Origin of the sequence: Streptomyces sp. NPDC058274 (assembly GCF_042881375.1) — a bacterium.
In the GTDB taxonomy this organism is placed as follows: domain Bacteria; phylum Actinomycetota; class Actinomycetes; order Streptomycetales; family Streptomycetaceae; genus Streptomyces.
Genome location: NZ_JBHVXW010000002.1, coordinates 50080 through 65526, shown reverse-complemented (window position 1 = coordinate 65526; position 15447 = coordinate 50080). Strand labels below are relative to the sequence as shown.

14 protein-coding genes are annotated in these 15447 nt (G+C 69.4%); 10 read left to right on the top strand and 4 right to left on the bottom strand.

Going from position 1 to position 15447, the window contains the following annotated elements; genetic code table 11:
* Positions 1 to 149 precede the first annotated feature (149 nt).
* From purS to purL, 3 genes are read left to right on the top strand one after another with little or no spacing between them, the layout of a single operon-like run.
* Complete coding sequence (purS, locus tag ACFVYF_RS04720; protein WP_383288034.1) at positions 150 to 416, top strand: phosphoribosylformylglycinamidine synthase subunit PurS; 267 nt, start codon at positions 150 to 152, stop codon at positions 414 to 416.
* Positions 413 to 1093 (top strand): phosphoribosylformylglycinamidine synthase subunit PurQ, encoded by a 681-nt coding sequence (gene purQ, locus ACFVYF_RS04715; RefSeq protein ID WP_389450812.1) that lies wholly within the window; start codon positions 413 to 415, stop codon positions 1091 to 1093. The genes purS and purQ overlap by 4 nt, the downstream gene beginning before the upstream one ends.
* On the top strand, positions 1090 to 3348 hold the full coding sequence (gene purL, locus ACFVYF_RS04710) for a phosphoribosylformylglycinamidine synthase subunit PurL (RefSeq protein ID WP_389450809.1): 2259 nt from the start codon (positions 1090 to 1092) through the stop codon (positions 3346 to 3348). Before purQ ends, purL begins: the two co-directional genes overlap by 4 nt.
* Positions 3349 to 3464: 116 nt before the next feature.
* Here purL and ACFVYF_RS04705 read toward each other — a convergent pair whose 3' ends face one another.
* The gene (locus ACFVYF_RS04705) at positions 3465 to 4997 is read right to left on the bottom strand and encodes an MFS transporter (protein ID WP_389450806.1); all 1533 of its coding nucleotides are present in this window, start codon (positions 4995 to 4997) and stop codon (positions 3465 to 3467) included.
* Between the two features lie 126 nt (positions 4998 to 5123).
* On the opposite strand from ACFVYF_RS04705, the gene ACFVYF_RS04700 reads away from it, so the two are divergent.
* From ACFVYF_RS04700 to purM, 5 genes are all read left to right on the top strand, one after another.
* The gene (locus tag ACFVYF_RS04700; RefSeq protein WP_389450803.1) at positions 5124 to 5762 is read left to right on the top strand and encodes a TetR/AcrR family transcriptional regulator; all 639 of its coding nucleotides are present in this window, start codon (positions 5124 to 5126) and stop codon (positions 5760 to 5762) included.
* Positions 5763 to 6117: 355 nt separating this feature from the next.
* Entirely contained in the window at positions 6118 to 6915 is a 798-nt protein-coding gene (locus tag ACFVYF_RS04695; RefSeq protein WP_389450800.1) for a sterol carrier family protein, read from the top strand.
* A 228-nt stretch (positions 6916 to 7143) separates the two neighbouring features.
* On the top strand, positions 7144 to 7941 hold the full coding sequence (locus ACFVYF_RS04690; protein ID WP_389450797.1) for an META domain-containing protein: 798 nt from the start codon (positions 7144 to 7146) through the stop codon (positions 7939 to 7941).
* A gap of 61 nt (positions 7942 to 8002) precedes the next feature.
* Entirely contained in the window at positions 8003 to 9529 is a 1527-nt protein-coding gene (gene purF / locus ACFVYF_RS04685; RefSeq protein ID WP_389450795.1) for an amidophosphoribosyltransferase, read from the top strand.
* 34 nt (positions 9530 to 9563) lie between these two features.
* Positions 9564 to 10640, top strand: coding sequence for a phosphoribosylformylglycinamidine cyclo-ligase (purM, locus tag ACFVYF_RS04680; RefSeq protein WP_389450792.1), 1077 nt, complete (start codon positions 9564 to 9566; stop codon positions 10638 to 10640).
* 110 nt (positions 10641 to 10750) lie between these two features.
* Here purM and ACFVYF_RS04675 read toward each other — a convergent pair whose 3' ends face one another.
* Both ACFVYF_RS04675 and ACFVYF_RS04670 read right to left on the bottom strand, forming a co-directional pair.
* On the bottom strand, positions 10751 to 11008 hold the full coding sequence (locus ACFVYF_RS04675; RefSeq protein ID WP_389450789.1) for a DUF3073 domain-containing protein: 258 nt from the start codon (positions 11006 to 11008) through the stop codon (positions 10751 to 10753).
* A 290-nt stretch (positions 11009 to 11298) separates the two neighbouring features.
* A complete protein-coding gene (locus tag ACFVYF_RS04670) occupies positions 11299 to 12381 on the bottom strand; it encodes a Leu/Phe/Val dehydrogenase (RefSeq protein WP_389450786.1) in 1083 nt (360 codons plus the stop codon).
* A 247-nt stretch (positions 12382 to 12628) separates the two neighbouring features.
* On the opposite strand from ACFVYF_RS04670, the gene ACFVYF_RS04665 reads away from it, so the two are divergent.
* Together ACFVYF_RS04665 and bldC are read left to right on the top strand one after the other, a co-directional pair.
* Complete coding sequence (locus tag ACFVYF_RS04665) at positions 12629 to 13480, top strand: hypothetical protein (RefSeq protein ID WP_389450783.1); 852 nt, start codon at positions 12629 to 12631, stop codon at positions 13478 to 13480.
* A gap of 687 nt (positions 13481 to 14167) precedes the next feature.
* A complete protein-coding gene (gene bldC, locus ACFVYF_RS04660; RefSeq protein ID WP_003949541.1) occupies positions 14168 to 14374 on the top strand; it encodes a developmental transcriptional regulator BldC in 207 nt (68 codons plus the stop codon).
* 522 nt (positions 14375 to 14896) lie between these two features.
* Here bldC and ACFVYF_RS04655 read toward each other — a convergent pair.
* Positions 14897 to 15109 (bottom strand): DUF6274 family protein, encoded by a 213-nt coding sequence (locus ACFVYF_RS04655; RefSeq protein WP_389450780.1) that lies wholly within the window; start codon positions 15107 to 15109, stop codon positions 14897 to 14899.
* Positions 15110 to 15447 lie beyond the last annotated feature (338 nt).

Below are 15447 nucleotides of genomic sequence, written 5' to 3'. Positions count from 1 at the left end.
GCGGTTTTTCCCAGGATTTTCCGTGGAGGCCCCCGCGTCGATGCGGGATCGTGATGGGGCTCACGTAGGATTCTACGAATCTACGCGAGTAGAAATTTTGTGCGGGTAGTCTGAAGGGACCTGCTCAGCACCACACACCGGGAGTGCCAGTGGCACGCGTCGTAGTCGACGTCATGCTCAAGCCGGAGATCCTCGACCCCCAGGGCCAGGCGGTGCAGCGTGCACTGCCGCGCCTCGGTTTCGAGGGCGTCTCCGACGTACGTCAGGGAAAGCGATTCGAACTCGAAGTGGACGGACCGGTGGACGACACCGCACTCGCCCGCATCCACGAACTGGCGGAATCGTTCCTCGCCAACACCGTGATCGAGGACTTCACCGTGAAGGTGGAGGACGAGAAGGTGGAGGCCGGAAAGTGACCGCTCGTATTGGAGTCGTCACCTTTCCCGGCAGCCTCGACGACCGGGACACGCAGCGCGCGATCCGGCTCGCCGGTGCCGAACCCGTCGCTCTCTGGCACAAGGACAAGGACCTCAAGCAGGTCGACGCCGTGGTGCTGTGCGGGGGATTCTCCTACGGCGACTATCTGCGTGCCGGTGCCATCGCGCGCTTCTCGCCGGTGATGGAGACCCTCATCGCGGAGGCGAAGTCCGGAATGCCGGTCCTCGGCATCTGCAACGGCTTCCAGATCCTCACCGAGGCCCATCTGCTGCCCGGCGCGATGCTCGGCAACAACCACCTGCACTTCATCTGCCGCGACCAGAAGTTGCGGGTGGAGAACGCGGAGACCTCCTGGACCACCGACTACGCGTCGGGTCAGGAGATCCACATCCCGCTGAAGAACATGGACGGGCGGTACGTCGCCGACGAGCGCACCCTCGACATGCTGGAGGCGGAGGGCCGAGTCGCCTTCCGTTACCTGGACTTCAACCCCAACGGCTCGCTGCGGGACATCGCCGGCATCTCGAACGAGGCCGGCAACGTGGTCGGTCTCATGCCGCACCCCGAGCACGCCGTGGAGTCCCTCATCGGGTCGGGCCGCACCGACGGCCTCCCCTTCTTCACCTCGATCCTCAAGAAGCTGGTCACCGCATGAGCCGCACGCCTCTGGACACGGTCGAGAACGCGGCCGCGACCCCCGACGTCGAGCTGCCGTGGGCCGAACTGGGCCTGAAGAAGGACGAGTACGAGCGGGTCGTGGAGATCCTCGGCCGCCGGCCCACCGGTGCCGAGCTCGCCATGTACTCGGTCATGTGGTCCGAGCACTGCAGCTACAAGTCCTCGAAGGTGCACCTCCGCCAGTTCGGCGAGAAGGCCCCCCAGTCCGACGCGCTGCTGGTCGGTATCGGTGAGAACGCCGGTGTCGTGGACGTCGGCCAGGGCTATGCCGTCACCTTCAAGGTCGAGTCCCACAACCACCCCTCGTACGTCGAGCCCTACCAGGGCGCGGCCACGGGTGTCGGCGGCATCGTGCGCGACATCATCGCGATGGGCGCCCGGCCGGTCGCCGTGGTCGACCCGCTGCGGTTCGGCGCGGCGGACCACCCGGACACCAAGCGCGTCCTCCCGGGCGTCGTCGCGGGCATCGGCGGCTACGGCAACTGTCTCGGCCTGCCGAACATCGGCGGCGAGGTCGTCTTCGACGCCTGCTATCAGGGCAACCCGCTCGTCAACGCCGGTGCCATCGGCGTGATGAGGCACGAGGACATCCACCTCGCCAAGGCGTCCGGTTCGGGCAACAAGGTCATCCTGTACGGGGCCCGCACGGGCGGCGACGGCATCGGCGGCGCCTCGATCCTGGCGAGTGAGACCTTCGACGACGCCAAGCCGTCGAAGCGTCCCGCGGTCCAGGTCGGCGACCCCTTCCAGGAGAAGCTCCTCATCGAGTGCACCCTGGAGGCCTTCGCCGAGAAGCTCGTCGTCGGCATCCAGGACCTCGGCGCGGCCGGACTCTCCTGCGCCACCAGCGAGTTGGCGTCCAACGGCTCCGGCGGTATGCGCGTCACCCTCGACGACGTACCGCTGCGCGACTCCACGCTCTCGCCCGAGGAAATCCTCATGAGCGAGTCGCAGGAACGCATGTGCGCGGTCGTCGAACCGGCGAAGGTCGACCGCTTCCTGGAGATCTGCGAGAAGTGGGACGTCATCGCCACCGTCATCGGTGAGGTGACCGACGGCGACCGGCTCGAGATCTTCTGGCACGGCGGCAAGATCGTCGACGTCGACCCGCGCACGGTCGCGCACGACGGCCCGGTCTACGAGCGTCCCTACGCCCGCCCGGACTGGCAGGACGCCCTCCAGGCCGACGACGCCAACAAGCTGCCCCGGCCGGCGACTTCGGCGGAGCTGCGGGACCAGGTCCTGAGGCTGGTGTCCTCCCCGAACCAGGCGTCCAAGTCCTGGATCACCTCCCAGTACGACCACTTCGTGCAGGGCAACACGGTGCTGGCGCAGCCCGAGGACTCGGGCATGATCCGCATCGACGAGGAGTCCGGACTCGGCGTCGCCATCGCCACGGACGGCAACGGGCGGTACGCGAAGCTCGACCCGTACGCGGGCGCGCAGCTGGCCCTCTCGGAGGCGTACCGCAACGTCGCCACCACCGGTGCCAAGCCGCTCGCCGTCTCCGACTGCCTGAACTTCGGCTCGCCCGAGGACCCGGCCGTGATGTGGCAGTTCGCCGAGGCGATCCGCGGACTGGCCGACGCCTGCCAGCAGTTGGGCACCCCGGTGACCGGCGGCAATGTCTCGCTCTACAACCAGACGGGCGAGGCCGCCATCCACCCGACTCCCGTCGTGGCCGTGCTCGGCGTCATCGACGACGTCGCCCGGCGCACGCCCGTCGCCTTCCAGGAAGAGGGCCAGCTCCTCTACCTGCTCGGCGACACCCGCGAGGAGTTCGGCGGTTCGGCCTGGTCGCAGGTCGTCCATGACCACCTGGGCGGTCTGCCTCCGCGGGTGGACCTGGAGCGTGAGCGGCTGCTCGCCGAGATCCTCATCTCGGCGTCCCGCGACGGCATGATCGACTCCGCGCACGACTTGTCCGACGGCGGTCTGATCCAGGCCGTGGTCGAGTCGGCGCTGCTCGGCGAGAAGGGCGCGCGGCTGATCGTCCCCGACGGTCTCGATGCCTTCACCTTCCTGTTCTCGGAGTCGGCGGGCCGCGCGGTCGTCGCCGTCCCGCGCTCGGAGGAGCTCCGCTTCAACGACATGTGCGGCGCGCGGGGTCTGCCCGTCACCCGCATCGGTGTCGTCGACGGGGATGTGGTCGAGATCCAGGGCGAGTTCACCCTCCCTCTGGACGAGCTGCGCACGGCCCACGAAGGGACGATCCCGGCACTGCTGGCCTGACGACGGCCGGCCGCCAGGCGTACCCAGAGGGTTCGCTCGTACGGTGATGAAGGCCCCGCCCGATGTCCGGGCGGGGCCTTCCCCCTTCCCCCTTCCCCGTGCCCCCGTGTCCGGGATCAGGCCGCGACCGGCTGGTCCCCCGGTATGGAGTCCCGTACGGGATCGCCCTTCTGAGGGCCCGGCTTCGGCAGGCGCAGAGCGAGCAGTGTCCCCACGGCCATCAGCCCGGCCGCGGCCCAGAAGACGACGTCCATCGCCGAGACGAAGGCCTGCACGCCGTCGGCGCGGGCCGGCCCCGTCAGCCGGGTGAGGGCGCTGATGTCCCCGCCGGGTCCGTCGGCCGCGTACAGACGGGCCAGGACCGTGCCGAACGCGGCGGTGCCCAGGGCGCTGCCCAGGGTCTGGAAGAAGCGGATGCTCGTCGTGGCGACGCCCAGCTGGTGGCGGGGTGCCGCGTCCTGCACGAGCAGGATCAGCTGGCCCATGAGCTGCCCCAACCCGGCGCCGACGAGCAGCAGTTCGGCCCGGATCAGCCAGAGCGAGGTGTCGGGGCCGGTGGTGGCGAGGAGCACGAAGGCGAGCAGGGTGGTCGCCGTACCGCTGATGGTGAAGGTGCGTGCCGACCAGCCGCGCTCGGTGAGACGGCCGGAGAGCAGCCCCACTGCCGTCATACCGGCGGCCATCGGCAGCAGATAGAGCCCCGCGGAGGAGCTGGGGACGCCCCGCGCGACCTGCAGATAGACGAGCACGTAGTAGATGGCGCACATCATCGCGGCGCCCATCAGCCCCTGGATGGCGAAGCCCAGCCGCATTTCGGGGACCTTGAACAGGGAGAGCGGGAGCACCGGTTCGGGCGCCCGCCGCTGTCGCCGGAGGAACAGGACGAGGGTCGCGGCGGCGGTCAGGATCAGCCCCAGGACGACGGGTGAGGACCACGCGTACTGCTTGCCGCCCCAGTCGGTGACGAGCAGCAGGGCGCAGGAGAAGGCGGCCGCGAGTCCGGCGCCCGCGTAGTCGATCGGCCGGCGCACGTGTTGCCCGGGGATCTTCAGGGCGAACGCGGAGGCGGCCAGGACCGCGATGCCGATGGGCAGGTTGACGTAGAAGATCCAGCGCCAGCTCGCGTGGTCGGCGAGGAGGCCGCCTATCCAGGGTCCGATCGCCATGCCGCCGCCCGCGACGACCCCGCCGATGTTGCTCCCCTTGCCGCTGCTCTTTTCCCCGGGGTCCTTGAGGTGGGCGATCACCACCATCGTGACGCTCATCAGGCCGCCGCCGCCCAGGCCCTGCACCGCACGCGCCGCGATGAGCTGGCCCATCGACTGGGCGGCGCCGCACAGTGCGGAGCCGAGCAGGAACGTGGCGATCGCGCCGGTGAAGACCTGCTTGGGTCCGAAGACGTCGCACAGCTTGCCGTACAGCGGCAGCATCGCGGCCGATGCGAGCGCGAAGGCGCTGACCAGCCAAGGGATCTTGTCGATGCCGTGCTCGGGGTCGAGGTCCCGGACGATCGGGACGGTCGCCGCCGAGACGATCTGTGTGTCGAGGATGGCCAGGACGATCGTGACCAGGCAGACCACGAAGCCGATCCTGCGCTGCCCCTCGGTCATCCCGGCCGGGCCGGGGCCGGTGTCGGCTGGTGCGGACATGCGTAACTCCCCCTCGTGGACAGCGGTTCTGGTCCGCCGTCTGCAGTGACACCACTTTGCACGAGAAGTGTGGACCCGGTCAATCTTTTTTCTCGGATCAAATTTCATCCTGGTACAGTGATGTGCATGGCTGAGTCGATGGGGCTGCGCGAGCGCAAGAAGCTGCAGACCGGGCTCCGCATCTGGCGGACCGCGGTCGAGCTGTTCCTGGAGCGGGGCTTCGACCACGTCTCCGTGATGGAGATCGCCGAAGCGTCCGACGTCTCCAAGATGACGGTCTTCAATTACTTCGGGAGCAAGGAAGACCTGGTCTTCCTGCCGATGGAGGAGCACTTCGGCGATGTCGCCCGGGCCGTGCGCGACCGCCGGCCGGGCGAGTCCGCGGTGGCCGCCGTACGCCGGTATTTCCTGGAGATGATCGAGACGCGGGACGCGTCGGTCGGCCTGAGCCCCGACCCGTTCGTGCGCCAGGTGCGCCAACTGGTCATGGATACACCGGCCCTGTTGGAGCGGGCCTTCCTCGCCTCCCGCCAGGGCGAGCAGGAGCTCATCGAGGCACTGATGGAGGAGGGCGAGGAGCGCCTGCCCGCAAGCCTCGCGGCCGCCCTGCTCATCGCGGCCCGCAACACTCTGATCGAAGAGCACCACCGCCGCGCGTCCGAGGGGCAGAGCCCGGAAGAGATCGCCGCGGCCGCCGTCGACCTGGCCCACCGCGCCTTCGACCAGGTGGAGAACGGCATGGGCGGATACGCCGTACGACCGTGACCGAACGTCTCGCGCCGAGGGAACCGAAGCGGGCGCCCCGGCCGTCTAGGCCGGATCCCAGGCCGATTCCCGATGCCGATGCCGATGCCGACCTCGATTCCCGGTGCCGGGCCGGACTCCCGGGCCAAGCCGCCGGGGCCAGGCTCCCGGGCCAAGCCCTCCGGGCCGGACCGCCGGGCCAGACTCCCGGGCTCAAGCCTCCAGGCCGAACCGCCGAACCGCCGAGCCAGTCCGCCAGGCCAGATCTCCGAGCCACAGTCCGCCAGTGCCAGTGCCGGTGCCAGTGCCGGACCTCGGCCCCAAGTCCGACCCCGAACCCCCTTGCCGCGCGCCCCAGGGATCTAGGCTGAGGATCATGCCCCCGGCCAAGAAGCGCGCCCGTACCTACGACTCCGCCAAGATCCGCACCGCGGTCCTCGCGCAGTTCCGGAACGTACGAGAGGGGGTACGCGCCCTGAGCGAGGAGCAGGCGGTACGGCCCACGCACCTCGGGGAGTGGACCGTCCGGGACCTGGCCGCGCACGTCGCGACGGCCGTCGAGAGCGTGAGCCGCAATCTCGACCGGCCCGAGCCTGCGAGCAGGGAACTCGCCCTGCTCGACTGGCCGTTCGCCACCGCCGCGCGGGCCCGGGACATCTCCGCAGGCACTCGCGAACTCGCGGAGCGGAACCCGGACCTCGACGCGCTCTACGCCCGCACCGAACAGCGGTTCACCGAGCGCGTGACCACCGCACCGGACGGCCGGCTGCTCGCCGCGCGTACCGGCGCGATGACCCTCGCCGACTACCTCGTCACCCGGACCGTCGAACTCGTCGTGCACACCGACGACCTCAACCGCGCGCTGCCGGGCCTCGACATCCCCTACGACCGTCAGGCGCTCGCCGCCTGCACCCGGCTGCTCGCCGACGCCCTCGCCGTGAAGGCACCCGGCGCCTCCACGGAGGTGCGGATCCCGCCGTACGCCGTGGTGCAGTGCGTGGCAGGCCCCCGGCACACCCGCGGCACCCCGCCGAACGTCGTCGAGACCGACCCGCTGACCTGGATCCGGCTCGCCTCGGGACGTATCGAATGGCAGGCCGCTCTCGGCGACGCCAAGGTGAGCGCGAGCGGGGAGCGCGCGGATCTGTCCGGGCTGTTGCCCGTCATGGGCTGAACCCGCCCCCGCGCGGGAACCACCAGCGGTGCGGGCGAGGTGGCCGCCGCAAACAGCGCACTCACCCGCGAACCCGCCCGGTCCCGCGGTAGGGGGTGGGGGGTGGGGGGAACCAACCCCTCACCCGAGAACCCGTCCCGGCCCGCCGGGGGAACCAACCACCCCACCCGAGAACCCGTCCCGGCCCGCCGGGGGAACCAACCACCCCACCCGCCCCGTCACACCGATATGTACAGGCAGCGACTGACCCTCACCGCTCTGACCCTGCTCCCGCTCGCGATGGCCTGCGGCAACGAGACGGCCGGCGACGCGGTCCGCTCGGACGCCGGGCCGGACCTGGCCGGCACGTACTGGACCGTGGACAGCGCCACCGTCGACGGCACCACCCAGCGGGCGCCCGCCGGGGCGCGCGTCGAGATCGGCGACCACGGCAAGGTCCAGGGCAACTACGGCTGCAACCACTTCAACGCGACCGCCACCTTCAAGGACGGCCGCCTCGACCTCGGGCCGGTCACCTCGACCGAGATGGCCTGCGAGAAGGCCCCCATGAAGTTCGAGAGCACCCTGGCCCGCACGCTCTCCGACGGCGCCCTCATCACCAAGGTCGCGGACGACGCCCTCACCCTCACCACCGGCGCCGGGGACCGGGTCCGCCTGACCAAGGAGAAGGACGCGTCCCTGTACGGCACGAAATGGACTGTCATGTCACTCGGTGACGGGGACGTCGCGCAGTCCCTGCCGAAGGGCGCGGACGGCAAGGCCTATCTCGTCCTCGACAAGAAGAAGGGCACTCTGGGCGGCCGGTTCGGCTGTAACCACGGGTCCGCGAAGGCCACCGTCCGCGACGGACATATCACCCTCGGCAGGCCGACCACCACCCGGATGATGTGCGACGGCTCACTCATGGACACCGAGAAGCGTCTCCTGGGCCTCTTCGACGGCAAGCCGACGTACGCGCTGGATCATCGAACCCTCACGCTGACCAGCGCAAACGGTGAAAAGGTGACGGCCGTCGCCGACAAGTGATGCACCGGGGGCCGGTATCCCCAATTCGGACCAGTGGTCGATCTCGCCTACACTCGGTGGCGTGCCACGTGGTGACGGTCGACTCAATCATGATCTGCTCCCCGGTGAGAAAGGCCCCCAGGACGCTTGCGGCGTCTTCGGTGTCTGGGCTCCGGGCGAAGAGGTCGCCAAGCTCACTTACTTCGGGCTCTACGCCCTACAGCATCGAGGTCAGGAATCCGCGGGGATCGCGGTCAGCAACGGCTCCCAGATCCTCGTCTTCAAGGACATGGGCCTCGTGTCCCAGGTCTTCGACGAGACCTCTCTCGGTTCGCTCCAGGGTCATATCGCGGTCGGTCACGCCCGCTACTCGACCACCGGCGCCTCCGTCTGGGAGAACGCCCAGCCGACGTTCCGTGCCACCGCGCACGGTTCCATCGCGCTCGGCCACAACGGCAACCTGGTCAACACGGCGCAGCTCGCCGAGATGGTCGCCGACCTCCCGAAGCAGGACGGCCGCACCACGCGTGTGGCGGCCACCAACGACACCGATCTGCTGACGGCGCTCCTCGCCGCCCAGGTGGACGACGACGGCAAGCCGCTGACCATCGAAGAGGCTTCCGCCAAGATCCTTCCCCAGGTCAAGGGCGCTTTCTCGCTCGTCTTCATGGACGAGCACACCCTGTACGCGGCCCGCGACCCGCAGGGCATCCGCCCGCTGGTCCTCGGCCGCCTGGAGCGCGGCTGGGTCGTCGCCTCCGAGTCCGCCGCCCTCGACATCTGCGGCGCCGCCTACGTCCGTGAGATCGAGCCGGGCGAGTTCGTCGCCATCGACGAGAACGGCCTCCGTACCTCGCGATTCGCTGAGGCAAAGCCCAAGGGCTGTGTCTTCGAGTACGTCTATCTGGCCCGCCCGGACACCGACATCGCCGGCCGGAACGTGTATCTCTCGCGTGTCGAGATGGGCCGCCGGCTCGCCAAAGAAGCTCCCGTAGAGGCCGATCTGGTCATAGCGACCCCGGAGTCGGGGACGCCCGCCGCGATCGGTTACGCGGAGGCCTCCGGCATTCCGTTCGGCGCCGGCTTGGTGAAGAACGCGTACGTCGGCCGGACCTTCATCCAGCCTTCACAGACGATCCGCCAGCTCGGCATCCGTCTGAAGCTGAATCCCCTCAAGGAAGTCATCAAGGGCAAGCGCCTGGTCGTCGTCGACGACTCGATCGTGCGCGGCAACACCCAGCGCGCCCTGGTCCGCATGCTCCGCGAGGCGGGCGCCGCCGAGGTCCACATCAGGATCTCCTCGCCGCCCGTGAAGTGGCCCTGCTTCTTCGGCATCGACTTCGCGACCCGCGCCGAGCTGATCGCCAACGGCATGACCATCGAGGAGATCGGCACGTCCCTGGGCGCCGACTCCCTCTCGTACATCTCCATCGACGGCATGATCGACGCCACGACCATCGACAAGCCGAACCTGTGCCGCGCCTGCTTCGACGGCGAGTACCCGATGGATCTCCCCGACCCGGAACTGCTGGGCAAGCAGCTTCTGGAGACCGAGCTGGCCGCGGGTCCCGCAGCCACGGCCGCGGCTGACGCGATCCGTCGCCCGTAAGCCTCGTACCAACCAACCCGAAAGATCCCAGGCAATGTCTGAGACCTCCCCTCGTACCGGTGCTTCCTACGCGGCTGCCGGCGTCGACATCGAAGCGGGCGACCGCGCCGTAGAGCTGATGAAGGAGTGGGTGAAGAAGACGCAGCGCCCCGAGGTCCTCGGCGGCCTCGGCGGTTTCGCCGGCCTCTTCGACGCCTCCGCCCTCAAGCGCTTCGAGCGTCCGCTGCTCGCCTCCGCCACGGACGGCGTGGGGACGAAGGTCGACCTCGCCCGGCAGCTCGGCGTGTACGACACCATCGGCCACGACCTGGTCGCGATGGTCATGGACGACATCGTGGTGTGCGGGGCCGAACCGCTCTTCATGACCGACTACATCTGCGTCGGCAAGGTCCACCCCGAGCGCGTCGCCGCGATCGTCAAGGGCATCGCCGAGGGCTGTGTCCTCGCCGGCTGCGCCCTGGTGGGCGGCGAGACGGCCGAACACCCGGGTCTGCTGGGTCCGGACGACTTCGACGTCGCGGGGGCCGGTACGGGCGTGGTCGAGGCCGACCAGCTGCTCGGCCCGGATCGTATCCGTACGGGTGACGCGGTGATCGCGATGGCCGCCTCGGGACTTCACTCGAACGGGTACTCACTCGTCCGGCACGTCCTCTTCGAGCGAGCGAAGCTCCGACTGGACCAGCACGTGGAGGAGTTCGGCCGCACGCTCGGCGAGGAGCTCCTGGAGCCCACCAAGATCTACTCGCTGGACTGCCTGGCGCTCACCCGCACCACCGAGGTGCACGCCTTCTCGCACATCACCGGCGGGGGACTCGCGGCCAACCTGGCCCGCGTCATCCCGGACGGGCTGCGCGCGATCGTCGACCGCGAGACCTGGACCCCGGCCCCGGTCTTCGACCTCGTCGGCAGGACCGGTGACGTCGAGCGCCTGGAGCTGGAGAAGACGCTGAACATGGGCGTCGGCATGATGGCGATCGTCCCCGAGGAGTCGGCGGAGGTCGCGCTCGCCACCCTCGCCGACCGCGGTGTGGACGCCTGGATCGCCGGCGAGATCACCGACCGCGGCGAGCACCCGACGGGTGCGGCGCTCGTGGGTGACTACGCGAACTGAGCCCCGAGGGGCAGCACGAAACCCGGTCCGGCGCTGAGGCCCCGGACCGGGTGAGGTGCAGTGCTGCGAGTTCTACGAGACCGTGGAACCTGCTGAGCCCGCTGCGAGCGCTACGCGCCGCGACGCTGAGACTGAGGACCTGACTGGTCGTCCTCGTCCTCATCGTCGTCGTTGTAGAGATCCGCGTACTGGGCGTACGGGTCGTCGTCTTCCTCGTCGTCGTCCTCGAACGGCTCGCCATTCGGCGGCTGGCTCGAAGTCGAAGCGCCCAGCTCATTGGCCAGACGCGAGAGGTCAGTCCCGCCGCTGCTGTACTTCAGCTGGCGGGCGACCTTCGTCTGCTTGGCCTTTGCCCGGCCGCGCCCCATGGCTCGACCCCCTCGGATACGGGGCTCGGTGGCCCCAGAGTCTTGACACGCGTTCATGATCTGGAACGGGCTCTCCGTGGAGAGACCGGTCCGTAGGGCATCCACGGTACCTGAGCCCACGCCCATACGGTACGTCGCCCGCAGCACGCGCCTTCGCCCACCACCCGCGAGGTGCCCTGTCCCCGCTGGTCAAACGCGATTTTAACCTCTTCTTGGCGCACGACCCGCCGACGAACGTGAGAGTTCTCTCCACGTGTCCGTCGGCGGGTCCCTGACAAGGGCGTCCGGGGTCAGCGCCGGCGCGCCTCGGCCATCCGCTGTTCGGCGATCCGGTCGGCCGCCGCGGCCGGCGGAATCCCGTCCGTCTTCGCACGTGCGAATATCCCCAACGTGGTGTCGAAGATCTTCGCGGCCTTGGCCTTGCACCGGTCGAAGTCGAAGCCGTGCAGCTCGTCGGCGACCTGGATGACACCGCCCGCGTTGACGACGTAGTCCGGGGCGTAGAGGATCCCGCGGTCCGCGAGGTCCTTCTCCACGCCCGGGTGCGCCAGTTGGTTGTTGGCCGCGCCGCACACCACCTTCGCGGTGAGGACCGGGACGGAGTCGTCGTTCAGCGCGCCGCCCAGTGCGCAGGGGGCGTAGATGTCGAGGCCCTCGACGCGGATCAGCGCCTCGGTGTCGGCCACGGCGCGGACCGCCGGGTGACGGTGGAGGATGCGGCCCACCGCCTCCTCCCGGACGTCCGTGATCACGACCTCGGCGCCGTCCTCGAGCAGGTGCTCCACGAGGTGGTGCCCGACCTTGCCGACGCCCGCGACGCCGACCGTGCGGCCACGCAGCGTCGGGTCGCCCCACAGGTGCTGGGCGCTGGCCCGCATGCCCTGGTAGACGCCGAAGGCGGTCAGCACGGACGAGTCGCCCGCGCCGCCGTTCTCGGGCGAGCGCCCGGTCGTCCAGCGGCATTCGCGCGCCACCACGTCCATGTCGGCGACATACGTGCCGACGTCGCACGCGGTGACGTACCGCCCGCCCAGGGAGGCCACGAACCGTCCGTACGCGAGGAGGAGTTCCTCGGTCTTGATCTGCTCGGGGTCGCCGATGATCACGGCCTTGCCGCCGCCGTGGTCGAGACCGGCCATGGCGTTCTTGTACGACATCCCGCGCGAGAGGTTCAGCGCGTCGGCGACGGCCTGCTCCTCCGTCGCGTACGGGTAGAAGCGCGTACCGCCCAGGGCGGGGCCCAGAGCGGTGGAGTGGATGGCGATGACGGCCTTGAGGCCTGTGGTCCGGTCCTGGCAGAGCACGACTTGCTCATGACCCCCCTGATCCGAGTGGAACAGGGTGTGCAGGACGCCGTTGGTTACGTCGGTCACGGTGGTGACTCCCAGGTACGTAGCGGCGGTTGGCGGCGGTGCCCGTGCGGGTGGCGGGCTCCCGTTGGGCACGAGATTAGGGCCTGGGCCCGGCCGCCATCGACGCAGTGTTCAGGATCACCCTCTCGCGGAGTACGTTCCGGTACGTCCGTGGCACGATTTGCAGTGCTTTCCCGGTCGCTTGTGCGCAGGTTGCGCGGGTTTCGCGCTCGGGTTTCACGTCCGGTCCGTTGGGGAGGGAGCAGGGGTGCCCAAGGTGTCCGCGGTGATCATCCCGTACGCGTCCTATCTGCGTGTGTACGAGCCGCTGGCGGCCTTCCCGGAGCCGGAGCGGGGCCACTGGGCGCGCTACGCCCGGCGGGCCGAGCGCCCCTCGTACCAGGACGAACTGCGCCGGTCCCTCGCCGACTTGCTGCCCACTCCGCCGGTCCCCGTGCCGGTGCACGAGAGCGGTGACGCCTTCGTCGTGGAGGTCGAGGGCGTGGTCTGCGTCTGCCCCTGGCGGACCAGGCTGCGCGGCTGGCAGGCCCTGGGCGAGCTGGCCGAGGAGTTCCCGGCACCGGTCCTGGATGCGCTGCTGCCCCCGCTCGTCCGCCGCCAGGCCACCCAGGACTACGAGCGCTGGCTGTCCCGCAACCCCGACGCCCGGCCGTGGATCCGCACCTCGACCTGGCAGGTCCCGCTGAACTGGTTCGTCCTGGTCTCCGACGAGGAGCGGGAGTACGCCAAGGGGGCGGGGGAGCCGGACGGGGACGGGCCGGTGCTGCGCTACCGGACGCCGATGGTGCAGGCGCGGCGCCGGGTGGCGCGGGCCCTGAAGACGCTCAAGGACACCATCGAGGAAGGGCCGCTGATCGACGGCCTGCTGGATGTGGGGCGGTGGCTGGAGGAGTTCCACCCGCGCTCGCTCGTCGAACTGGACTACGGCGGCCTGGTGCACGTCCTGCCGGCGGGGGAGCTGGAAGGGGACCACTCGGCGGCCGATGTCGCCGAGGGCATCGAGGCGCTGCGCACCGGTGACGGGGTCGCCGCGGGTGAGGCGTACGGCCGCCTTGTGGAGCGCTGGCGTTCGGTCCGGGACCGGCAGTCGGCGAACTGACGCGGTCGTCCCGGGGAGAGCGCCCGGCGGCCTGCCGGTGAGGCCGGGCCGAGGCCGGGTGAGCCGCCCGTGGCCGGGGGGGGCTGGGCCGAGGTGAGCTGCCGTGGCCGGGGGCCGGTGCGGGCGCCGCTGTGCAGTGAGGGGCTGACAGAAGCGCGCGGTCGTGGTGGACTGGCGATCCTTGGCCCAGGGTTGACGCAGGGCCCCCGGTTTCCGCCCGACGTACCCCGGTCTTTCGCCGTACGGGACGTAGGTCCTGATCCGGGCTTTTGTCGCAAGCGTGATGGAACGCACTTACTCGCCCCTTGCGCCGCTTGCCCCCCCTCATGCCAAAATAGGACAAGGAGTCCGGGGAGGGCTCCGTCCGTCCGTCTATGGGCGGAATCTCAGCATTGCTCGCTATGGGGGGTCTGATGACTCCTGATCGCCCTGTGACTGATCGTCACAGCCGCGTGACTGTCCGCTATGGCATGGTCCATCGGCTTCCGTCGCTGATGAACACCTGGGAGGGCAATTCCATCGGTTTGGCCTACGCGGCTGGACGGATGGTGTAGTTGTAGTGCCGAGGACAAGCCGTTCGTCCTATAACCGACTCGACTCGCGTCCGCCATTTCGGGCAACGCGGGTCAAGGTGCAGAATTTAGAGGAAAGAACCGAGAAGGTTCGGTTCTCCCGAGGAGGCCGCTCATGACCGCTCGCACCCCTGATGCCGAGCCGCTGCTGACCCCGGCTGAGGTCGCCACGATGTTCCGCGTCGACCCCAAGACGGTCACGCGGTGGGCGAAGGCCGGCAAGCTCACGTCGATCCGCACGCTCGGCGGGCATCGCCGCTACCGCGAAGCGGAGGTCCGTGCTCTGCTCGCGGGCATCCCGCAGCAGCGCAGCGAGGCCTGAACAACTGCATAGCCGGGCATATCGGTAAGTCCCCAACTTTGCCGGGACGCCCGGACACAAGCTCCAAGCGACGCGGGTTCTGCCCCAACAGAGCCCACGCCCAAGCTTCACAAGCACGCGACAAGGGTGCGTCGTCGATCGCGCTGGACTCCGCCGGGTCCAGCGCGATTTTTTTATGCCCTGATGGGGGAGCGCTTGCCCACCGGTTGCGTCCCGCTTCTGACCGAGTTGGGCGCTGAGCGGACCGGATCAGCTCGACTGTGAGCGTCCTTGTCGGAGTCTGGGGAGGGCTGTGGGATCTCCTGTGGGAGTCCTCCGGGAGTGGTGCAATTGCACATATTAAATTGACTAGTTGTAGGTGGGGCGTAAGTACCGGGGTTTCAAAAACTTATGCGGTGACACCCGTCACACGCTGGGCGGCTTGTTACTCATGAGGCAACTGCGCTAAAGGAGACGTGTGTTCGGGCTCGGTCGCTACGTCCAGCTTCCCACCGGGTGCCGTCCCGCTCTCCGCGGCTTTGGTCACGCCGTGGCGGGACTTTCGTCCTCGGCGGGCGCCTCGGGGTCCTCCTCGGCACGCGGGACGGGCTCAACGGCGCACGGAGCGGGCTCCATGGCGAGGCGCAGGAGCCGGTGGCAGATCGGGCAGTGCCGGGTCAGATGGCGATAGCCGGAGGCGGCCGACAGGTGGGCGCGGAGCAGGGCTCGCGTCTCGTGCCTGGCGGTCGTCGCCATACGCCACCTCCGGGAGGTCGAGGGCCCTGCTTTCTGGGTACCGGCCGACGGTGGCGACGTCAAGGTGTGCGAGGCGGACGCGCCATGCGGAAGGGCCTCGCATCCGGGAGGGTGCGGGGCCCTTCTCTGCCGCGGGTGTCGGGCGCGGGAGGAACGGGAAGAGCCCCGCTCCGTTGCCGGATGCGGGGCTCTCATTCACTGCGGTCCTGACGGGATTTGCTGTGTCTGATTGCGGCTGCGCCGCGGGCGCGGCCTTTTGGGGTGGCGGGGAGGGGGGTGTCGGGCGCGGGAGGAACGGGAAGAGCCCCGCTCCGTTGCCGGATGCGGGGCTCTCATTC